Source organism: Streptomyces sp. NBC_00727, assembly GCF_045161745.1.
GTDB lineage: Bacteria > Actinomycetota > Actinomycetes > Streptomycetales > Streptomycetaceae > Streptomyces.
Genome location: NZ_CP108982.1, coordinates 188,503 through 209,265, shown reverse-complemented (window position 1 = coordinate 209,265; position 20,763 = coordinate 188,503). Strand labels below are relative to the sequence as shown.

Below are 20,763 nucleotides of genomic sequence, written 5' to 3'. Positions count from 1 at the left end.
ATCGCTTCGCGATGGGAAAGCGAAACGAAACCGCTTCGCGGTTCGTGACGAAGTGTTTGGAAAGCCGCTTCGCGCCTTTCGGATTTCCGCTTCGCTCCAATCCGCGGGCTTCCGCTCCGCTCCAGCCCGAACTGCGGGGCGGGTCCGCTTCGCTCCCCCGCCCGGTTCCGGCTCCGCCGGAACGGCTGGCTACACGATGACGGTGCATCATTGCTGTTCTGTGTAGTATCCCGAGAAAACGGCCACCCCCGAACCGTGACACTCCATCATCCTGGCCCGAGTGCCGGCCCCGGGCCGTGGGTGCGGATTCCGCTTCGCTCCCCCGCACCAGACAGGCCATCAGTCGCTTCCGGGGGTGACTCCAGCGCCGGGACGAGGTGGCCTGAAACTCCCCCTGGGTACCATCGTCCCGCTACGATGGTACCTGTGCATCACCCGCATGTGCATCGCATCGTGCGTCACTGATGTGCTGTGTAGTATCCCGAACAGATCGCCACTTCCTCTGATGGCCACCTGTTCATTCCTGGATTTCCGGAGATCCGATATGCCGAGTACAGAGAAATTCACGCTCCGACCTCACCAGATCGAGGCCGTTGACGCTGTCGTGCGCGGCCTTGATATCCCTCCGGGGAAGAAGATCCCACGGGCCGGTCTGAGGGCCACCGTGGTGGCGGCCTGCGGCACGGGGAAGACGTTCATCGCCGCGCACTCCGCGCTCCGTCTGGCCCGTAACGGGCGGGTCCTGGTCCTGCTGCCGACTCTCGATCTGCTGACGCAGACCGTGCGGGAATGGCGGGCCGCCGGCCACCACGGACCCGCCGTCGCCGTCTGCTCGCTGGAGGACGACCCGCACCTGTGGGACCTCAAGGTCCGCTCCACAACGTCCGCACCGCAGCTGGCCCTGTGGCACGGACGCGGACCGGTAACCGTCTACGCCACCTACGCCTCCCTGCCCGTCCTCGCGGAAGCCCACGAGGGCGCATACGGGCTGCCCATGGACGTCTTCGACCTCGTGGTCGTCGACGAGGCCCACAGAACAAGTGGCTCGGCAGGAAAGGCGTGGGCCGCGGTTCACGACCAGGACATCATCCCTGCGATGCGCCGGCTCTACATGACCGCGACGCCCCGCATCTGGAAGGAGCGGCCGCCCCGGCCCTCCTGGGCGCAGCGGCAGGCCGGGGCCGGTCAGCTGTGGGACCCGCTGCCGCAGGACATGGCCTGCTCCATGGACGATCCCAAGGTCTTCGGCCCCGTCGTCTACGAGCTGTCACTCGCATCAGCCGTCTCCCGGGGCCTGCTGGCGCGGTATCAGATCGTCGTCGTGGAACTGACGGACCCGGTCGTCACCCCAGCCCGGCTCGCCAGACCGGAGAAGCGGGACGAGGACGTCCGCGGCGAACGCATGGGCGCGCTCCAGGCCGCACTGCTGGAGACCATGGCCGAACACGGGCTGCAGACCACCATCACCTTCCACCACCGCACCATCGAAGCAGCCGCCTTCGCCGGAGGGCTGGGCCGGGTCGCGAAGCGGCTCCACGCCGCAGACTCCGAGCGGTATCCAAAACGGGTGTGGGCGAACTGGCTGTGCGGGGACCACGAGCCCGACCACCGCCGCCAGGTCCTCGCCGACTTCGGCCGCCGCGCCGGACGCGCCGTGCTCTCCAACTGCCGCGTCCTGGGCGAAGGCCTCGACATCCGAGCCGTCGACTCCGTCGCCCTCCTCGACCCCAAGGGATCAGCCGTCGACATCGTCCAGGCCATCGGCCGGGCACTGCGGCAAAAACCCGGACAGGGGAAAATGGCGACCCTGATCGTGCCCGTCTTCCTCGCACCGGATGAAAAGCCCGAAGACATGCTCACCTCCAACTCGTATCGGCCCTTGGTGAAGGTTCTGGAGGGGCTTCGGGCACACGACGAGCGTGCTATCGAGCTGCTGGCCATTCCTCAGGAACAGCGGAAGGCGGTCGTTGATCCGTCGCCTCCGATCGGTCCCCCGCCGGAGGAGGGTCAGGAGGACACGCGGCCGCTGCTGCGGTTCGCCGCCCCCAGGGATCCGGTGGTGATCGCGAAGTGGGTACGGTTCAACGTCATCAGCACCGAACGCCAGGACTGGCAGCGCGGCTACGACGCCGCCCGCCGCTACTACGAGCGCGAAGGCGACCTGGACGTGCCCTACGAGCACACCGAGGGCGCCTACCCGCTCGGGAGGTGGCTGTCCGACCAGCGGCGTGCCTACCGCGCCGGGACCATGAACGGCGAGCGCGCCGACGAGCTGGAGGAGCTCGGCATGGTGTGGGACACCGCCGACGCCGCCTTCGAAGAGAATCTCGCCGCCGCCCGCGCCTACTTCAAGGAGGCCGGCACCTTGGCCGCGCCCCGGCACGCCACCGCCCTCGACCGGCATGTCGGGCAATGGCTCACCAACCTCCGCCGGCCAGGCGGACTCGGGAAGGACACCGGTCGGGCGCAGCGGCGGGCGGAGCAGCTCGCCGCGATCGATCCGGACTGGAACCCGCGGCTCCTCGGATGGACTGTGGACTGGCAACGCTGCTACGTCGGCCTGGCCGCCCTCCTGGACGCCGGGAACACGCTGGAGAACGTCCAGCCCGGCGTGACCTACCGGGGCGACGACATCGGCCGCTGGGCCACCCGACAGACACGGGACTGGGCGCAGCTGAACGCGGAGCAGCGGCGGCGACTGGAGGAGCTGGGTGTAAGGCCACGGGCGGTTGTACGAGCGCAGAAGGCCCCCGCGCGGGGTGCGGCGAAGGCTGGGGCTGGGAAGGGCTCCGAAGCCTTCCAACGGGGCGTACAAGCCCTGCAGCAATACATCGCACGGGAAGGAAAGACCACCGTCGGAAGGCAGCATGTCGAAGAGCTGCCGGACGGGACGTCGGTGCGCCTGGGCGTATTTCTCAGCAACCACAAGAGCCGGCGGGACCGACTGAGCGACGACCAACTCACCACCCTCGCCGGCTTGGGGCTGGAGTGGGCGGCGTAGGGGTGGAGACGGACTGTACTGCTGGTTCTCAAGCGGTGAGGTGCAGGTCTGGGCAGCCCTGCTGTTCTACGAGAACGAGAGGCTTCGGAACCTCGCTGGCACAGCCGAGTACCGCGCTATCATTTCGGTCAATCGTGCAACGCTTGGCACGTTAGCTGTAGGAGGCGCCTTGTTGCATGAGCCGGTCCGCTCCTCCAACCTCCGATCGGTGGGCTACGACCAGGCGGAGCGTGTGCTTGAGGTCGCCTTTCACGGTGGAGGGTTGTATCGCTACGAGAACGTGCCCGCAGAGGTGCACGTGGCGTTGATGATGTCCTCCGGTAAGGGCGGTTACCTAGCCCAGTTCGTGAAGGGCCGATATCGGTACCGTTTGATTTCGGGCTGACAGCCCGGTAGTTGTTCCAAAACCGCTCCATCGTTGTCGAGTCGAGGCATGCGTGCAGATCTGCTCCGTTTCTGTTGAGGGCTTCCGCTGCCTGGCGAACATCAACAATGTTCCTGTCCTGCCGCAGACGGTTCTGACTGGTCAGAACGAGGGTGGGAAGAGTGCTCTGCTGGACGCGCTGGACTTCCTGCTTCATGGGACTGCGCTGAGCGAGCGCGATCTCACCTATGTCAGCGATGGGGTCGTGCAAGAACCGGTGCACAGCGAGGACGCGGTCGCGCCGCACGCGCGGGTGCCTCAGACCACCGTGATGGGCGATTTCACCCTCAGCGCCAACGAGCAGCAGCATTTCGCCCTGCCTGAGCGGGTACAGATTCGCCGTCGCTTCCGCCCGGAAGCGGGTGCGTTCCTGGAGATCCGCCGCCGCGTCTGCCGGATCCCTGAGCTACGCGACTTGGAAGCGGTGAAGCTGGCGGGCCTTAGGGAACTCGCAGCTACCCACGGGGTCGAGCCCGTCGGGCAGTTGAATGCGCGGAACAGTTGGGAGCAGCCCCTCCGGGAGTTGGCCCAGCGGATGGAGCAGGTCGATGCGTGGGTGGCGGCGGACTCCGAGGTAGCTGCTGCGATGCCGTCCATGGTGTATTTCAAGGGCGACTCGGTCCAGGCGCCTGAGGCTGTGGTCCAGAGTCTGCTCAACTCCCGGCTGCGCGAGTACACGCGCGCCGATGAGGTGGCTAAGCGAGTGGCGGATCTTGAGGGCTATCTTGCCGAGTCGCTGACACCCGACATCGACAGCATCCGCGGGCACATCGCGCAGCGGTGTGCCCTGCCTTCGGTGGAACTGGACCCTCAGGTGCAGGTGCGTCCTGCGCTAGTCGGGGTGGAACTGAACATTGTGGACTCGCAGGGGAGGCGGTTTCCGCTCTCGTCGGCCGGGACTGGTCGCTCGCGCCGTATCTCGCTGGCCTTGTGGGAAAGCAGCAACGACCTGGGACAGGACCAGGCGCAGGAAGGACCTGCCTCGGATGTCGTGTTCGTTTACGACGAGCCTGACACCCACCTGGACTACTCCCACCAGCGGCGGATCATGGCATTGATCCAGTTGCAGTCGTCACGGCCGAACGCGCGCGTCATTGTGGCGACGCACTCACTCAACCTGATCGACGGAGTCGACATCTCGTCCGTGGTGCACCTACGCACCCACGAGGGGCAGGTTCGGGCGGAAGTCCTGAGCGAGGACAGCGCAGACATTGATGTGCGCCGCCACCTGTCGACAATCGCGACCACGCTGGGGTTCCGCAACAGTGTTCTGCTACACGAGCGGTTCTTCGTCGCGGTGGAGGGGGTGTCCGAAACATCCGCGTTCCCGATCTTGTTCCGCAAGCACGCCGGGTACCCCATTCAGTCCGCTGGTATCTGCCTGTGGGCTGGGGGAAGCAATGAGGGTGCCTTGCGATTTGCCAAGTTCCTCAAGGAACACGGCCGCGACGTTGCGTTCGTCGTCGACAAGGACAGCCGTGCGAACCAGAAGCACGTCTTCCGGGACGCCAAGCTCAAAGAGCATGGCTTCGACCCCACCGAGGAGTGCTTCTACCTCGGTTCCCCCAACGAGCTCGAAGACCTGTTCACCGACGGCGACTGGGCCGATACGGCCAACGCGCTGTGGAAGCCGAACACCGAGCGCGAGGCTTGGCAGCCTGCGGAAATCGAGGCACTGCGGTCCGGAAAGTTCAGCTCTCAGCTGCTGGGCTTGTTCAAGGCCGGCTCGGACGATGGACCTCAGAACAAGGAAGACCTCATGGTAGGCATCGCCGCGCACCTTGGTAAGGACCGCATCCCTGCTGCGCTCTCAGCAATCTTCAACTCCCTGATCGATCGCGCGCAGAACGCGGGGCCGCATCTGTGGTAGACGTCGCGCTGCCAGCCTGACGTGCCGCGCGCCGTACCTTCATACGCTTGAGTCGTTGTTCACGCGTCGGCGCCTCCCACGTGTGCAGGCCGACCGAAGCTACCCACTGTGAGCCGTGATGGCCCTGGTCATCGCCACACCAGCGGCATCCGTCAGGGGAAGGCAGGTCCTTGCGATGTACGCGTATCGTCCGCCCATCACCCATGGAACACCGCCCATATGCGTCGGAATGCCTTCGATATGAATACTTCCCCCGGAAGGTCATGCTCAAAGATTCCCACATGCCACTGACAGTCCTACGGCCCAATCCGGGCTGCCACAAGCACTGTGCCGCTGGCGGGCCAAGGTACTGGTAATTACCGCAAGCACCCTGCTGCTCGCCGGACACGATGCTGCAGACGAACTCGTTCTCCACGCGCTCCCACTAGGGCCTTCATCCTGCTCTGACCAGCGGAGATGCGAACCTGAGCAGCAACGGCGTGCCGAGCCATGATGCCGTGGCATTCCAGTGCCTCGGTCGGTCTGTCGAATGCGGAGCGATCTGCCAGACGGCTCCAGCGGTCGGACGCGGCTTCGCAACGGCGCGGCCGTAACGGATGGCAACGGTCGCTGTCAGCCGTATGCCGATTCCGGTCAGCCCGGTACCGAGGAGCTGGGATACCTGGGTCCAGGACGGCGGGGTGCCGTCTCGGACTCGGCAGAGAGGGGCCGTACATGCGGGGAAGCCGTGGTGAGATTCCCGCGGACGCCTCGATGGCCGTGTTCCCGCCCGCGTCGGGGCGTGCTGCGGCCATGCCCCGGCTGCTGGACCTCGACGGGCGTGGAGAGCTGACGGCCGCGCATGTGCGCCTGGTGGCGCAGGCGTTGGGGAAGTCGGAGCGGACGGTATGGCGGTGGCTGGCCGCTGCCCGGAAGGATCACCGTCTCGCTCGGGTGGAGTCGTCCCGTTTCACGGTCACCACGGAGGTCCGGCGGCTGCTGGCGCTGTGGGGCGGGAACGCCTCCCGGGTCCATGCCGAGCTGGCACAGCGGGCAGCCGAGGATCCGGACGCGCCCCCAGTCCCGTCGCTGTCCACGTTGCACCGGGCGATCCGGCGGGACCTGACCCGCGGGGAGCGGGCCGGACTCAGGAGCGGGGAATCCGCCCGGCGCGCGCATGACGTGTTCGGACAGCGGCCGGCCACACACCGCAACGCGGTATGGGAGGGCGACCACAAGCACGTACCCGTCGAGGTGGACGTCGAGGGTGAGCTGGCCACTCCGTGGGTGACCTGGTTCATCGACTGCGCCACCAGGGCCATCACCGGGGTGGCCGTCACCGCCCACCCTCCGAGCCGGGACGCGGTGCTGGCCTCCCTGCGCATCGCAATCACCCGCAGCGCACCGTTCGGCCCCCTCGGCGGACTGCCGGGACAGATCCGGGTCGACCGCGGCAAGGAGTTCCTGTGCCGGGCGGTCACCGCGGCGATGGGCGCGCTCGCCGTCCCCGTCACCGACCTCCCCGCCTACACCCCACACCTGAAAGGGACGATCGAGGCGCTGAACGACGCGGTGGAGGAGATGTTCCTCGTCTCGCTCCCCCGCTACACCGGCCGGCAGAAACTCACCGGCGGCCGGACCGCCGACCCCGAAGCCCCGCCCCTGACGTACGAGGCGTTCGTGGGACTGCTGCTGGACTGGGTGACCTGGTGGAACACCCGCCACCAGCCGTCCGCGCTGCACGGGCAGACCCCCCTCCAGGCGTGGCAGGCCGACGCGACTCCGCTCACGGATGTGTCCGCGGGGCAGCTGGCGACGTTCGTGCTGGAGGACAACGGGCGCACGTACACGATCAGCACGTCCGGGGTGCGGTGGCGCCGGCGCGACTACCTCGCCCCGTGGATGAACGGCCGCACAGGCACCAGAGTCTCGGTACGGCACCTGCCCCATCACGACGACACCATCGAAGTCTTCGACGCCGATACCGGCCGCCATCTCGGTTCGGCGTTCCTGGCCGCCGCGGCGAGCCGTGAGCAGATCCGCTCCGTCCAAGCCGCACGTACCGCAGCAGCCCGGCGGCTCAAGGCTGATCTGAAAGCCGCGGAAAAGCTGCGCCGCCGGCGCTTCGAAGCCTCCACCACCGCAGCCCCACCCAGGGCGCTCACCTCTTCGACCGCTGCGCAGGCCGAAGAGGAGCTCGGTGCGGCGGCTCAGACGGACCGCCGTGCGCTGGCTCGTCCCGATCTCGTACCGCACGGCCCAGCGCCCGACACCTGGGCCCGTCCCAGGCCGCCACGCACACCCACTCCTGACAAGGACCGAGCCGATGATCACTGAGCTGGACTACGGGCTGCTGCCCGACGAGAGCGAAGACCACTTCCTGGGCCTGGAGCAGGCGCAACTGGTGGGCACCGATACGCTCCTGACCACCCGGGACAACATCGAAGCCGTCATCGAGGCCAAGGCCATGATGTGCGTCTACGGGCCGGCCGGATCCGGCAAGACGATGTCGGTGAACTCCGCGCTGCGCCACCTCGCACCGGACATCACCCACCGCCTGGAACTGCGGGCCGGACCGACCCCGCGAGACATTCGGCACGGTCTCTTCCAGGCACTGGGACTGCCCGGTGAGCCGCCGGCCCGCCCGATCGAGTTCGACACCCTCCTCAAAGAGGCACTCGCCGAGGAATTCAGGGTCCTGGTCTGTGACGAGGCGCAGTGGATGAAGAAGACCGGGTTCGAGTTCTGGCGCCACCTGTGGGACGACAAGCGCACCAACATCGCGGTGATCTTCGCCGGGGGCGACGGCTGCTACAAGGTTCTGCGCCGCGAGCCGATGCTGGCCTCCCGGATCTTCATCTGGCAGGAGTTCACCCGCATGTCCAAGGACGAAGTGAGGGAGACGATTCCCGCCTTCCATCCTGTCTGGGCCGATGTGGACACCGCGCTGATCGACGCGATCGACAAGCAGGCCGCCCATGGCAGCTTCCGCAACTGGGCCAACATCACCACCCACATCCTGGCCGGCATGAAGAAACTGCACCTCAATAAGGTCGACGAAGACCTCGTGCGCTGGGTCTACAGCAAAATCGGCGGCATGTAATGACAGCCGGCAGTCTCCCAGCCGTCACCGTCGTCATCGACAAGCACGACCACCCCGACTGGACGACCGCCGCTCACCACGCGCATCACCCGGGCCTCGGACGCCTGACCATCGACCCCAGCCCCGCCAACGGAGCACCCGCCGCCCTCGCCCACGACCTTCTCTATGCCCTGGGCAAACGACTCCCCCCAGGCGGAGAAACGTACGGGACGTGGGCCGACTCCCAGCGCCCCGCCTGGGACGCCGTCGCCACCTGGATCCTCACCCACCACATCGGACACCTCATCGTCTGCCGCACCGACCGCCTCACACACGCCCGCCGGCAACAACTCCTCGCCCTGCGGGAACAATGCGGCATCCGCCTCACCCTCCTGTGGCACCGCCCCGTCACCCCCGCCCTGACAACACTCCTCGAAGCCACCCCATACCGACTCATCGACGCCCTCCCCCGAGCCCGGAACGCGCTGACCCAGACCGGGCATTCAGCGTCCAGCACCAGAAACACGGGACACTGGCACCACCGGCACATCAAGGACGACGGACAGTGGATCACCCCACCCGCACCGTCCAACGGCACGGTGACAGGCCGTCCGAAACGGGCGCAGTGCCAGGGCGCCCCCGTACTCGCCCCGACAACGAACAACGCACCACCCGCGCGAGAGCGTCACCACCTACCAACGGACGCCCTCGTCGCACGGCTGGCCACGGTGGCACACCCCCTGCACGCAACAGCGCTGACCATCCACGCGGTCACCGGAGCAGACCTCACCCGGCTCGCTCTCATCCGCGGCATCGACATCAACGAAGCAGCAACCGCTGTCAAAGTCCACGACAGCACCGCCCACCGCAGATGCCAGGTCCACCCACTCCCCACCTGGACACACCAGCTCATACGCGCCGCCGGCATTCACGGACACCTCAAGGGCCGTACCGCCGACAGTCCGCTCTTCCCACTCATCACAGTCCAGAACGGCGAACAACTCACCCGCGCCGCAACAGGGATCCGCTACCACCTGAAACCCATGCCGTAAAAGGCCATGCCTACCACCTTCGGCCAGCAACGCCCCGGCACCGCCGCACGGCCGTGACCAGCAACAACACCCACCCATCTGTACCAACCGGCAACAAACTGACCCGCACCATCACCAAAAACGTCAGCACCGGATCGGCATTCCTGACAACAACCGAGCCACCCACAACAACCCACAGAGCAGCAGAGAGCCCGCTACTCACCCACTGACATCAAAACGCCGAACCACCACCGACAAAAACTCGCAGATCATCAACCACCGACAAAAACTGGCAGATCATCAGTCAGAAGTCCCTACTTGCCGCCACTGCCGCAGCGGGATGTTTCCGCAGCGGTGCACAAGGTACGCAAGATCCTGCGTAAGGATTCACGAGGGCGAACCACCGTCCTGGACAGCCCCGAAGTCAGGGCGGACTTCGCCGCAGCGTTGGACGTCGCACGGGACACGCTGCTGGTTTCCGAAGTGGCCCGCGCTGAAGCTCTCCTCGCCCGTTGGAACACGCCGCCTCGCCGTACCTTCAACGAGGCCCCAGGTCTGAGTCCCCAAACGCTCAAAACTGTGGCCGTCGCGGTGCGCGGAGCGCTCAAGAAGGCCGCGCGGGAGCAGCGAACAACGAGCTGGGAAGGCCTGAAGCGTCAGCTCGGTTCTGCGCTCCCTTCAATGACTGCGGCCGAGCGCACCAAGGTACTGACGCTGGTCGATGAGGGCTCCGCCTCAGCCGACCAGCCCTTGCTGTCCGTACTCGTTGCGATGAACTCCCCCGCCCTGGCACAGACCTATCGTCAAGTCGCTCTGAACCTCGGTCTCGAGATGCCCAGCGACGACGACGGCCTTGCTGACGTCATCCGGGCGGACAGCGAACACCTTCATCGCTACTGGCGGGACAGGTAGCGCGCGGCGGGGTGGCTCAGCGAGTGCGAAGGGACGCCAGGCGTCGGTGCCACGCACAAGGCCATCGCTGAGGTTGGCCAGTCCTGCCTGCAGCCTTCGGCACGACTGGCCCATCGTTGCTAAGCGTGATCCTCGTCAGTCCCCTCGCGGGCGCCAGCGGCGGGCTTGCCTTACCGAGACGGTGTTGGCCCATGCCCACATGAGGATGCCGATGGCCAGGACTGTTCCTGCGGCCGCGAGGGTCAGGTCGCGTGTGAGGAAGGCGTCGTCGCTCTCGGAGACGGGGTCGGCGAGGCCTGATGCGACGGCGCTGCCCGCAAGTGCTGCCAGGACGAGTGGCATGAAGACGGTCCATGCGGCGCTGGTGCGGAAGACGTGGAGTCCGCCGGTGAGTACGGACAGCGGTGCCAGTGCCCGTCCGTGGCGGAGGAACTCTGCCATGGCACTGATGCCGGCAGTGAGGGTGAGGACGGTGACGCCGAGGAGGCCGAGGAGGGTGCTCCAGCGGCCCTGGTCTCGGTTGGGGATTCCCGCGGTCAGTTCGTCTTCGCCGGGGGCGCTGGCGCGTGCGCCGCGTGGGAGCACTTGGTGGGCCAGCTTTTTGATGGCGGCGGCGGAGATGGCGTGTCCGTCGTTGCGGACGAGGACGAGGGCGGATTCTTCGGTCGAGGAGGCTGTGCGGTGGGCGAGGGCGGGCCCGGTGGTGCGGTGGGTGTCCATCTGTAGGGGTCCGTGTGGTGTCCACCTGACCATTTCTTGCAGTCTGGGGTCTTGGGGCGGTCCGGTGAGGCGGGCGGTGCGTGAGGGGCACTTCAGGTGGAGGGCGATCAGGGCGGGGCAGTCTCCGTAGAGGCGCATGGGGGCGCTGCTGCCCGGGCCGTCGGCCGGGCCTGCCAGGAGGACGGCTTGGGTGTTGTCCGGCAGGCGGTGAAGGAATGCGGTCATGTCGGCATCCGAGACCTGGCCTCTTACGCCGACGGACAAGGCGCTGGTGCCGATGCGGTCGAGGGTGCGCTGCGCGTCGTTGCTCTGGGCTCCGAAGAGTCCTTGCCAGGCGACTGCCTGCATGAGGACGATGAGGGCCACGGTGACGCCGGTGACCAGGCGGGCGGTGCTGCCGGGATAGGTGCTGGTGCGGCGCCCGGCCACCAGGGTTCCGGCCAGGCCGCGCGACTGTCCCCAGCGGGTGAGGACCGGGCCGGCGGCTGCGATCGCGGTCGCGATCGCGGCGGGCAGGGTCAGCACGGTGCCTGCGATGCCCACCCAGCCGACAAGGGTGCGCTGTCCCGAGTCGGAGCCGACGAAGTCGGGGCCCCGTACGGCGATGAGGAACATGACGGGGAACAGACCCGCGATGCGGGGCAGCCAGCGGGATGCGCTTGGGCTGTGAGGCCGGGTGCCCGTGCCACTGCGGCGGGGGGCCAGCTCGGCCACAACAACAGTGGCGCAGACCAGGACGAGAGCAGCGGCAGGTGTGAGCCCGACCAGCCAACCGTGCTGGCGCAGGTACTCGCTGGAGAGGATGTAGTGGGTGAAGGGGATGCGGAGGTCGGTGAGCAGGGCCGGTGCAACAGCCGTGGCGCCGAGCAGGGCGCCGAGCAGGACTGGCTGTGCTGCTTCGCCGAGTGCGACCAGGGCGCGGTCGGTGCGGCGGCCGCCGAGTGCGGCGATCAGTGCGGTTCTGCGGTCGCGGGCGTGAGCCCCTGTTCGCACGGCGATGACGAGTAGGGCCAGAGCGGGCAGGCCGAGCAGGCCGGCCACAGCGATCTGGAACATCCACTCGGCTTTGTCGTCGTCCCGGCCCGATCCCGGTTCCAGGCCTGGGGCGAAGATGCCCTGGGTCGCCGGGCCGAAGCCGGCGATGACATTGGTCGGCGCTTTGTCGCTGATGCCGTCGCGTGGGCGGACATAGGCGAGCCATTCAGATGGTTCGTCGAGTCCGGAGGGCTGGATGACACCGGCCAGGCGACCGTAGCGGTGGTCGATGTCCTCGCTCGCTCCCGCCTTCCGCAACTCGGGCGAGAGCACAGCTTCTCCCGGGGCCGGCCAGTGGTCCACGCCGGGAGGCAGCGGTGCGTCGCCCTCGTGGGGGGCCAGGAAGACGAGGTGGAACCGTCGCTTGTTCTGCAGCGAATCGGAGGCCACCAGCCAGGTCGTGGAACCCTTGTCGCTCGCCCGGTCTTGCACGACCGGGGTTCGCGCAATCCGGTGTTCCTCCTTCCCCGCGTACATGGCGTGGACGGCTGCCAAGCCGGCCAGCACGACGGACAGAACGGCAGTGGCGAGGAGCAGCGCCACTACCCGGATACCGCCAGCCTCCGCCCGGCGGCCTGCGCCTCGCCCGATGCCCAGGAGTCTGCGCGTCAGCTCCCCTGCGCCTGTTGCAGCCATCAGACGGCACCTCCGGCGGCAGCGGGCTCCAGGATCCCGGCCGACAAGTGGAGTGCGCGGTCGGCGCGGGCAGCGATTCCCGGATCATGGGTGACCACCAGCAGGCCGCACGCGTACCGCCGCGGCACCTCGAAAAGCAGATCCGCGGTCCTGTCCCGGGATTCGGCGTCCAGGGCCCCGGTCGGCTCATCCGCCAGCAGCAGCGCCGGCTCGTTGATGAGTGCGCGGGCCACCGCTGTCCGCTGGCGCTCCCCGCCGGAAAGTTCCTGGCTCGTCGCAGCCGGCGGAACCCCGAGTTCCTCCAGAAGGCGCTGTGCTCGCCCCCGCGCTTCATGGCCGCGGCCGTTACGTGCCAGCAGGGCAGCCAAGTACACGTTGTCCAGAGGGCTGAGTTCCGGGAGAAGCTCGCCGAACTGGAAGACCATACCGATCGACTGTGCACGCAAACGAGCCAGCTTGGCCTGCCGCAGGCCGGATATAGGTGTGCCGGCGACTTCCACTGTTCCGCTGTCGGGTTTGATCAGGCCGAGTACGCAGGACAGCAACGTGCTTTTCCCGGAACCGCTCGGTCCCGTTACCGCAACCGACTCCCCCGCACGCAGTAACAGAGAAAGGCCGTCGAACAAAGTCCGTCCGCCGATCCCGTAGCCGAGATTCGAGATCTCCAGTACCGGCCGCGCTTCCGCCGTATCGCCCTGTGCCATGCTCACTTGTCCTGTCCTCACCGTGCTGTCCCGCGCGGCATGCAAAACGCGGTGGGGCGCCGCCGGGGCACCCCACCGCCTTAAGGTTCTTAGCGTCCGTCGCCGGGCGAGTCCGTCGGACCGCACCGGTCAGGCTTGTTGTTGAGATTGACGCAAGCCTGCACCGATGTCACGTAGTTGGTGGTGTGAGGTTCCCCCGTTGCTCGGGAGGTGCTGATCAGCTGGTCAGGGCGGGTTGGCGGGGTTTCAGGTTCGCTCGTTCGGCCGTTGCCTGCTCGGCGTAGTGCTTCTCCTCGAACTCGATCGGGCTGAGGTAGCCGAGCCGCTTCTGGATGCGCCGGCTGTTGTAGAAACCGTCGAAGTACTCGAAGAGCGCGAGGTTCGCCTCGGCCCTGGTGGCGAAGACGCGACCGCGGACGCACTCGGTCTTCGTCAGCATCCACAGATTCTCCGCGAGGGCGTTATCGTAACTGTCGCCGACCGAGCCCATCGACGCCTCAATTCCCGCTCTCACCAGGCGAGTTGTCAGCTTGATGGATGTGTATTGGCAGCCGTGGTCGGCGTGGTGGATGAGCTTGCCGGGCTCGATCTCGCGGGAGGCGAGCGCGTACTCCAGGCTGGACAGGACCAGGTCGGCGTCCGCGCGGGCGGAGGTTTCCCAGGCCACGACCCGGCGGGAGAACGCGTCGCGGATCGCGGACAGCCACAGCGGTCCCTCGGCGGTCGGGATCATCGTCAGATCGGTGACCCACAGACGGTTCGGCCCCTGAGCGGTGAAGTCCCGGTTGACGAGGTCCGGGGCGAGCGCGGCCCTGGGATCCCGGCGCGTGAAACCGCTCCGGCGCGGGGTTGAGACCCGCCAGATCGGCCTCGCGCATCAAACGCTCGACGCGTTTGCGGCCCACGTGGACGCCCTCGCGTTTCAGCATGGCGTGCACGCGCGGTGACCCGTAGATGCCACCGGACTGGGTGTGGATCGCCTTGATCTGCCCGGTGAGCTCGACGTCGCGACGCCGCCGCTCGCAGGGCTCCTTCTCGGCGCGGCGCCAGCGGTAGTAGGTGGAGGAGGCGATGGAAAGTTCCCGGAGTACGCACTCGACTCCCAGGTGTGGATGCTCGTCGAGGAGCGCGGTCACCTGGGCCGGGTCGGGTCGAGTTGCGCCGCGAAAAACGCCGAGGCCGTCCGCAGTACGTCGTTCGCCCTCTTGAGCTGGGCGTTCTCCTTCCGCAGTGCCACCAGCTCGGCGTGTTCGTCGGTGGTCAGCCGGTCATCACGCTCGCCGGCATCGGCCTCGGCCTGACGGATCCAGCCCCGCAGGGCCTCGGGGTGGACGCCGAGGTCGACGGCCAGCTTCTTGATCTGCGGCTTCGGATCCGAGGTGCGATACATCCGCACCGCACGCTCACGCAACTCCAGCGAGTATTTCCTGGGGGCAGCCATGGTCGATGTTCCTCTCATGAGAACCATCTGACCCTCTGTCATCGACTTCCGCATCTCGGGGGAACCTCAATCAGCCAGCAGACACGTCAGCTGCTCCAAAGCAGCTTCGGCCTGCGCGCGGGTCGCGCACATCACCACAGCGTCATCGGCATAGCGGACCAGCACCCCATGCTGCCGTGTCTCCCACGCCCGGTCGATCCGGTGCAGAAAGACATTGGCCAGGAGCGGGGAGACAACCCCGCCCTGAGGAGTACCGGTGACCGGCCGGCGGACCTGCCCGTCTTCCATCACTCCGGCCCGCAGCATTGCGCGCAGAAGCTTCAAAACGGACTGATCACAGACACGTTCCTCGACCGCGTGCATCAACTTCTCATGGTCAATGGCCTCAAAGCAGTTGGCGATGTCCGTCTCGACGACCCATCGCCGTCCCCGCCAGGACTCATCGATCAAGACCTGCAGGGCATCATGTGCGCCCCTCCTGGGCCGGAACCCGAAAGAGCACGGCAGCATGTCCGCTTCGAAGACCGGTTCGAGCACGATCTTCAGCGCCGCCTGCACGATGCGGTCGCGAACTGCCGGAATGGACAAGGGCCTTTGCTCCGACGTACCGGGTTTGGGAATGAACACCCGGCGAGCCGGAAGCGGCTGCCACCTGCCGTCCTTCAACTCCGCGACCAGCTCACCGAGAAGCCGGGTGACCCCGTACTCCTCGACCTGCGCGAGATCAACCAAGTCGATGCCCGGGGCGCCGTTGTTACGACGCACCGTCAACCATGCACGCGCCAGGACATCCCTGCGGTGGACTTTGTCCCCCAGCGCGTGGAACCGTCGTCCGGGACCGGCCTTGGCCGCCCGGTAGAGCGCATGCTGGAGGGCACGGACCGGATCCGAGGGAGAACGTCCCCCGACGGCGGGACTAGCCACGCGGGCACTCACCGGGCCCCTCTACTTCAGCAGTACACATCGACGAAGCAGCGGCCCTTCCTCCACCGGCGGTTATGTTGTCCGCCCGGCTCAAGCAGTACTACGGCCGCCTCCGACGCCCACCCGGCCCGCTTTCCCTTCCCGGGGCACCCCCGGTTATAGGTCGCGATGCTTCCGACAGCACTCCTGCCGCAGGCTGCCGGGCCGGGGAGGGCCTCCCCAGTTCCCGCCGTCACCTTCGAAACGTTCCATGCCCCATACGCCGGGGAGTCCCTCGCGGCTGCCCATCCAGGATCTTCACCGCTTCCATGGCCTTCGCCCTGATTTCGGGGGCTCGGCTCTCCCTGTCCCCACCCTCACGAGCAGGCCTCCAACGACGCCGCAGACTTCGCGTGATGCTACGGACCGCTTCTTCGCTCCCCCTTCACAGGGCTTTCGACGCTGGACTTCGACGCTGGGCGTTTCCCCCCGACACCGCCAGCCTGCTACCGGGCCTCCTGGCAGCTACCCGGACCGGACTCACACCGGCAGGCGACGACGAGCTTACGAACCACGATCAACCACCTACATGGCCAACCTCCAAGTTCTGCTGGGCGTACGAAAGCGCGAGGCTAGGGATTGAAGGTATCAAAGCGATCCGCCAAGATGCTCAATAGTCGGCAGGGCAAGGGGCCCTGGGTATCCAACTATTGGGGGCGGACCATGATCCACATTACGCTCGGCCGAATGCGCTACGTCAACCCGCAGGAGGACCAGCTGGGCCGCGAACACGTCGGCTGGGACCCGAGCATGGGCGACGAAGCCCTCTTCCGCGCCAACCGAGGCTGCTGGGTCCTCGGCGAGCGGGCGGAGAAGGAGCAGTACGCGCTGCTCTCCTACGAAGGGGAGGTGCGTATGGCCATCGAGATCGACAGGCTGGTTCCGGTGGCCGGAGGACGCAAGGCGATGGAGGGCAGGTTCCTCAAGCCGGGCGACGCGGTCTACGACGCCTACGTCGGCGGGAATCCTCCCGTGGAGTCGGCCCGTAACCCGATTACCTACTTCGACTCCCCGCACGACAGCCGCTTGTGCGGGTGCGGCTGTGGTGAACCGGTCGCCGGCGGCTGGTTCCTGGCCGGACACGACCAGAAGGCCCTACATACCCGAGTCGCCAAGATCGGCACTGTCCGCGAGTTCATCGACTGGTTCGACAACACCTACGTCGAGCCGACGACCGAATAGCCGCTCAGTTCTCGTCGACGGACCAGCACCCTCCCCTCTGAGGCCCGCCACCCGATGGCGGGCCTCAGTTCGTCTCCCGCTCGATGAACGGCACGCAAGGTGCACACAAGAGCCGCCATACAGATAGTGCCGCGGCCGGAAGGGGTCGGCGATGGTGAGTCGGATCTGACCTGCGATGACCCGGGGGTAGGGCGCTGATCAGCTGCCCACGCGGCATGGAAGACTGGGCCCGCCCGCCGCGCCCTGGCGGGCGGATTCTGGGAGGGCGCCGAACATGGCGAGCTGGAGAAGGCGCGCGGCGGTACTGTGCGCCGTTGTCGCGGTAAGTGGACTGGCGGGTTGCGGCGGGACCGACGAAGAGGCAGCCGAAGCCAAAGCGTCCCCGGCGCCGCCCGTGAGCGACGCGCAACGCATGACCGAGGCGCTGGAGACGTTCAAGGCTTACCGCTCGTTCGGCTTGAAGGGGGAGGTCAGGGACGAGGGCGGCACCTCGATCGATTTGCACGTCGACCGTGAGGGCCACTGCACCGGCACCTACACCCGCGCCCATGCGGTAACCCGCTTCGTCATCATCGGCGACCGGGCCTGGTCGGCATACGACGACGCGACGCTGAACGACTCCATCGTGGTCGCGCAGATTGTTGGACCCGAGGCGGTGGCCGCGGCCAAGGACGCCATCGCGAAGGCGCGCGGTAAGTACGTGGAGTCATCTGCCGCCGAGCTGACCGCTCAGACCGCCCTTTCGCTGTGCCGGATGGACACCGCCTACGCAGGAGTGCCCGCCTCTGTGACCACCGCCGAGCACAGCAACCCCCGCGTAGTGGACGGGGAGCAGCGCGTCACGCTCACGCACGCGGTCAAGGCCGGCGAGGTGGTCGTCCACGTACCGGAATCGGGCAGGCCGACACCCCGCGGCATCGAGTTCGAGATCGCGGACACCCCCGTAGTGGTCGACGTCTACGACGCCGACGTGCCGGTCGATCCGCAGAAGCCTGATGCCCCTGACGTGGTGAAGGCCAAGGACGTACGCGGGCTTTACCCCTTCCCGAAGTGACCCGCGAACAGTCTGGACGATGATCTCGTGATGTTCGATCGTCTGGAGATCAAGGCGTTGCCGCACGAACCTCGGTTCCCTGCCCAGCTGCGGTTCTGGGTCAACGGCGAGGACGTGGTCGAAGCGACGGTCGGCGAAGGCGGCCGCGGCCCGTACGCTGCCGAGGCGCTGCCGGCTGGTCTCCCCAGCCCTCTACGAGCGACCGGCGAGGCGCGCCGCCTGGAGCTGGGAGAGCCGGACTGCACCGGTGGCTGCTGCGGCTTCCTGACCGTGGTCGTGCAGCGGTTCGGGGAGATCGTGCAGTGGTCGGACTGGGAAGTTCCGTGGGCGGCGCACACCGAGATGCCCTATCCCCCGCCAGAGCTCCACTTCGACGCGAGTCAGTACGACGCCGAAGTAGCTCGCGCTGAAGCGGATCGCTGGTGGCAGGCGTACTCGTAGCCCAGCACAGAGCGACCCCGCGATGCTGGGGCTCTACCGGCGGCCCCGCGTCCTTGGTCAACGGGCGACGCCCCAGCAGGCCCAGGTGTTGTTGAGACTCGCCGCCCTCGCGGCCACGGATGCCAAGGGCCGGCCGGCGGTCCCGCAACACGTCCTCTCCGGAGCCGCTGTCGGCGCGGTCGTCCTGGTGCTCGGTCATCTGGGCGAGGAAGTGGGCGTAGCCCCGGCTCGCGCGCGCCAGGAGTGCCGCCGAAGGCGCTCCGTAGAGTCGGAGGTGGAGTCCCGGTCTGCGGGCATGCGGCACCACCCCTCATGTCCGGCCGGTGGTTCGTCGGCGCTCTCGACGCCACGACCGGTGCGCCGCTCCCTCAACATGATCGCGACGCGTTGCGCAACTCGGCCCCCGGGGTCCCGATCACGGCCCGGGGAGCAGCGCGGGCACGGGGGCGCGTGCACGGCGACCCCGGCGGATGCTCTGACCGGGTCCTCGAACTCGCACGACCGGGTCACGCGGCGGGGTCTGGTCAGCTGGCCACCGTCGGCCAGGCGCGCTGCCCCAATCCCCGTCTGTGGCCGGGTCATCATTTGGGCAACCCTGTGACCTGCGCATGTGGGGGTTTGGGTCAGCGATTGGGTCGGAGGTCCTGAGAAGCATTCACGGCATCACCTGAACAGGAGCTGCCGTGAACGGAACCCGTGTTTTTGAGTCGCTGAACGCCGAGTGGGCGGTTGTGTGCGCCGAGCCGGGCCACACCGAGATGGTGCTCGGATGGCTGCGCGAGGGCGGCGTGTACCTCAGGGACGGGGAGCTTGAGGGCGGCCTGTCGGAGGTCCTGGTCGAGCTCGGTCGCCGGGACCGGACGCAGGACCGTGGGCACAGCGACCGGTGGCTTCGGGTGCTGCTGGAGCGGGCCGTCGGCGAGGGCGCCGGGGCGCTGCTGGCGGCGCGGGTGGTTGTGCAGGCTGAAGTGACCCCTCAGGTCCCGACACTTCCGTTCTATGCCGCGAGGTCCAGCCGTTGATGGCAGCGGACCCTCGCCTGGTACGGCGTGATGTAGCCGATGGCCGAGTGGATCCGCTCCCGGTTGTAATGTTCCGCGATCCACCGGAAAACGTCCTGCCGAGCCTGCGCCCGGGTTTCCCAGGCGGTCGTCCCGATCTCTGCTTTCAGGACGGCGAAAAAGCTCTCCGCGGCAGCGTTGTCGAAGCACGAACCGGTGCCCCCGGCGCTCTGCCGAATGTCCAACTCGCCTAGTAGACAACGGAATTGGTAGGACGTGTATTGGGATCCTCGATCGGAGTGAAAGATCGCGTTTCCTGACGTGTGTCCACCCGCATGGGCCATCCGGATGGCGTCCGCAACCAGTTCGGTGCGCATGCGGTCGGCCATCGACCAGCCCGCAACCTCCCGCGTGCACAGATCGATCACCGTCGCCAGATACAGCCATCCCTCAGCCGTCGGCAGGCAGGTGATGTCCCCGACGAATTCCAGACCCGGCAGCGGCGCGGTGAAGTCCCGCAGGATCAGATCCGGCGCCGGCGGCGCCGTGCGGCCCTGTCGCGTCAGCGACCGCGACTTCCGTCGCGATATCCCGACGATTTCACGCTCCCGCATGATCCGGGCGACGCGCTTGCGGTTCACCACGTGACCCTGGTCCCGGAGTTTCCAGGTGATCCGCAGGGCCCCGTAAGCTCCCCGGGAATCCGTGTGGATCTCCTGGATGCGGCGGGCCAGGACCTCCTCCTCATCGACCTTCTCCTGCCGCGCCTCCTTGTTCTGGCGCCAGGCGTAGTAGCCGGAGCGGCCCCAGCCCAGAACATCACACATCCGCTTCACCCTGTGGGCGCCTCTGTGCTCGTCGACGAAACGGAAGCGGATCACCGTGTCGTCTCCCGCGCGAAATAGGCGGCGGCTTTCCGCAGGATCTCGTTGTCCTCCTTCAGCCGGGCGTTCTCCCGCCGCAGGCGCTTGAGCTCTTCCCTCGCGTCAGGGGTCACGCCGGCATCGCCCCCACTGTCCGCCGCCCGGACGCGGGCCCGGGCCTCCCGGACCCACTTGCGCAGGGTCTCCAGATGGATACCCAGGCCCTGAGCGATATCAGTGAGGGAACGGTCCGGCGAGGAACGCACCAGGTCCACAGCGTCCCGCTTGAACTCTTCGGGGTAGCTCTTCCGCTTCACCACCTTGGATCACTTCCCCTGGATGACGAAACATCCAGCGTCCAGGTGCCGGAATTTCGGGGGTCACTCCACCCGGCCGGGCGACCCCTGACAACGCCCCCGCGGAG

At 67.3% G+C, this 20,763-nt stretch carries 18 protein-coding genes and 1 pseudogene; 11 read left to right on the top strand and 8 right to left on the bottom strand.

Annotated elements, in window-relative coordinates:
- Nucleotides 1-505 precede the first annotated feature (505 nt).
- From OG242_RS32815 to OG242_RS32785, 7 genes are all read left to right on the top strand, one after another.
- Nucleotides 506-3,001, top strand: coding sequence for a Helicase associated domain protein (locus OG242_RS32815; protein WP_405901458.1), 2,496 nt, complete (start codon nt 506-508; stop codon nt 2,999-3,001).
- A 169-nt stretch (nt 3,002-3,170) separates the two neighbouring features.
- Nucleotides 3,171-3,386 carry a KTSC domain-containing protein gene (locus OG242_RS32810; protein ID WP_405901805.1) on the top strand — a complete coding sequence of 72 codons (216 nt, stop codon included), beginning with the start codon at nt 3,171-3,173 and terminating at the stop codon, nt 3,384-3,386.
- A gap of 52 nt (nt 3,387-3,438) precedes the next feature.
- Nucleotides 3,439-5,295, top strand: coding sequence for an AAA family ATPase (locus OG242_RS32805; RefSeq protein WP_331738744.1), 1,857 nt, complete (start codon nt 3,439-3,441; stop codon nt 5,293-5,295).
- A gap of 792 nt (nt 5,296-6,087) precedes the next feature.
- Nucleotides 6,088-7,611, top strand: coding sequence for a Mu transposase C-terminal domain-containing protein (locus tag OG242_RS32800; RefSeq protein ID WP_405901459.1), 1,524 nt, complete (start codon nt 6,088-6,090; stop codon nt 7,609-7,611).
- Nucleotides 7,601-8,377 (top strand): AAA family ATPase, encoded by a 777-nt coding sequence (locus tag OG242_RS32795; RefSeq protein WP_136207106.1) that lies wholly within the window; start codon nt 7,601-7,603, stop codon nt 8,375-8,377. Before OG242_RS32800 ends, OG242_RS32795 begins: the two co-directional genes overlap by 11 nt.
- Nucleotides 8,377-9,408, top strand: coding sequence for a hypothetical protein (locus OG242_RS32790; protein ID WP_331738754.1), 1,032 nt, complete (start codon nt 8,377-8,379; stop codon nt 9,406-9,408). The genes OG242_RS32795 and OG242_RS32790 overlap by 1 nt, the downstream gene beginning before the upstream one ends.
- A 297-nt stretch (nt 9,409-9,705) precedes the next feature.
- On the top strand, nt 9,706-10,299 hold the full coding sequence (locus OG242_RS32785) for a hypothetical protein (RefSeq protein ID WP_405901457.1): 594 nt from the start codon (nt 9,706-9,708) through the stop codon (nt 10,297-10,299).
- A 135-nt stretch (nt 10,300-10,434) separates the two neighbouring features.
- Here the strand turns inward: OG242_RS32785 and OG242_RS32780 are convergent, their stop codons facing one another.
- From OG242_RS32780 to ltrA, 6 genes and pseudogenes are all read right to left on the bottom strand, one after another.
- Entirely contained in the window at nt 10,435-12,690 is a 2,256-nt protein-coding gene (locus tag OG242_RS32780; RefSeq protein ID WP_405901456.1) for an ABC transporter permease, read from the bottom strand.
- Nucleotides 12,690-13,394, bottom strand: a complete 705-nt coding sequence (locus OG242_RS32775; protein ID WP_331739125.1) for an ABC transporter ATP-binding protein — start codon at nt 13,392-13,394, stop codon at nt 12,690-12,692. Before OG242_RS32775 ends, OG242_RS32780 begins: the two co-directional genes overlap by 1 nt.
- A 217-nt stretch (nt 13,395-13,611) precedes the next feature.
- Entirely contained in the window at nt 13,612-14,259 is a 648-nt protein-coding gene (locus OG242_RS32770) for an IS3 family transposase (RefSeq protein ID WP_331739150.1), read from the bottom strand.
- A gap of 1 nt (nt 14,260) precedes the next feature.
- Nucleotides 14,261-14,530: pseudogene (locus tag OG242_RS32765) on the bottom strand (IS3 family transposase); the annotation flags it as partial.
- On the bottom strand, nt 14,527-14,835 hold the full coding sequence (locus OG242_RS32760; protein ID WP_047471432.1) for a transposase: 309 nt from the start codon (nt 14,833-14,835) through the stop codon (nt 14,527-14,529). The pseudogene OG242_RS32765 and the gene OG242_RS32760, both read right to left, overlap by 4 nt.
- Nucleotides 14,836-14,901: 66 nt before the next feature.
- Entirely contained in the window at nt 14,902-15,759 is an 858-nt protein-coding gene (gene ltrA / locus OG242_RS32755; protein WP_331739124.1) for a group II intron reverse transcriptase/maturase, read from the bottom strand.
- A gap of 726 nt (nt 15,760-16,485) precedes the next feature.
- Between ltrA and OG242_RS32750 the strand changes: the two genes are divergently transcribed.
- From OG242_RS32750 to OG242_RS32735, 4 genes are all read left to right on the top strand, one after another.
- Entirely contained in the window at nt 16,486-16,980 is a 495-nt protein-coding gene (locus OG242_RS32750; protein ID WP_405901455.1) for a hypothetical protein, read from the top strand.
- A 412-nt stretch (nt 16,981-17,392) separates the two neighbouring features.
- Nucleotides 17,393-18,034 (top strand): hypothetical protein, encoded by a 642-nt coding sequence (locus OG242_RS32745; protein WP_331739122.1) that lies wholly within the window; start codon nt 17,393-17,395, stop codon nt 18,032-18,034.
- 30 nt (nt 18,035-18,064) lie between these two features.
- Nucleotides 18,065-18,475, top strand: coding sequence for a hypothetical protein (locus OG242_RS32740; protein WP_331739147.1), 411 nt, complete (start codon nt 18,065-18,067; stop codon nt 18,473-18,475).
- A 683-nt stretch (nt 18,476-19,158) separates the two neighbouring features.
- Nucleotides 19,159-19,497, top strand: a complete 339-nt coding sequence (locus tag OG242_RS32735) for a hypothetical protein (protein WP_331739120.1) — start codon at nt 19,159-19,161, stop codon at nt 19,495-19,497.
- Here the strand turns inward: OG242_RS32735 and OG242_RS32730 are convergent.
- Both OG242_RS32730 and OG242_RS32725 read right to left on the bottom strand, forming a co-directional pair.
- Nucleotides 19,473-20,357, bottom strand: coding sequence for an IS3 family transposase (locus OG242_RS32730; RefSeq protein ID WP_331739117.1), 885 nt, complete (start codon nt 20,355-20,357; stop codon nt 19,473-19,475). The two genes, OG242_RS32735 and OG242_RS32730, sit on opposite strands and share 25 nt — an antisense overlap.
- The gene (locus OG242_RS32725; protein ID WP_331739115.1) at nt 20,354-20,659 is read right to left on the bottom strand and encodes a transposase; all 306 of its coding nucleotides are present in this window, start codon (nt 20,657-20,659) and stop codon (nt 20,354-20,356) included. Before OG242_RS32725 ends, OG242_RS32730 begins: the two co-directional genes overlap by 4 nt.
- Nucleotides 20,660-20,763 lie beyond the last annotated feature (104 nt).

What these genes read in the sequence shown, in the direction of transcription:
- OG242_RS32760 (WP_047471432.1), bottom strand. Translation starts at nt 14,835, where the DNA reads ATGGCTGCCCCCAGGAAATACTCGCTGGAGTTGCGTGAGCGTGCGGTG.
- OG242_RS32815 (WP_405901458.1), top strand. Translation starts at nt 506, where the DNA reads ATGGCCACCTGTTCATTCCTGGATTTCCGGAGATCCGATATGCCGAGT.
- OG242_RS32740 (WP_331739147.1), top strand. Translation starts at nt 18,065, where the DNA reads ATGTTCGATCGTCTGGAGATCAAGGCGTTGCCGCACGAACCTCGGTTC.
- OG242_RS32790 (WP_331738754.1), top strand. Translation starts at nt 8,377, where the DNA reads ATGACAGCCGGCAGTCTCCCAGCCGTCACCGTCGTCATCGACAAGCAC.
- OG242_RS32745 (WP_331739122.1), top strand. Translation starts at nt 17,393, where the DNA reads ATGACCGAGGCGCTGGAGACGTTCAAGGCTTACCGCTCGTTCGGCTTG.
- OG242_RS32775 (WP_331739125.1), bottom strand. Translation starts at nt 13,394, where the DNA reads ATGGCACAGGGCGATACGGCGGAAGCGCGGCCGGTACTGGAGATCTCG.
- OG242_RS32795 (WP_136207106.1), top strand. Translation starts at nt 7,601, where the DNA reads ATGATCACTGAGCTGGACTACGGGCTGCTGCCCGACGAGAGCGAAGAC.
- OG242_RS32800 (WP_405901459.1), top strand. Translation starts at nt 6,088, where the DNA reads ATGCCCCGGCTGCTGGACCTCGACGGGCGTGGAGAGCTGACGGCCGCG.
- OG242_RS32750 (WP_405901455.1), top strand. Translation starts at nt 16,486, where the DNA reads ATGCGCTACGTCAACCCGCAGGAGGACCAGCTGGGCCGCGAACACGTC.
- OG242_RS32780 (WP_405901456.1), bottom strand. Translation starts at nt 12,690, where the DNA reads ATGGCTGCAACAGGCGCAGGGGAGCTGACGCGCAGACTCCTGGGCATC.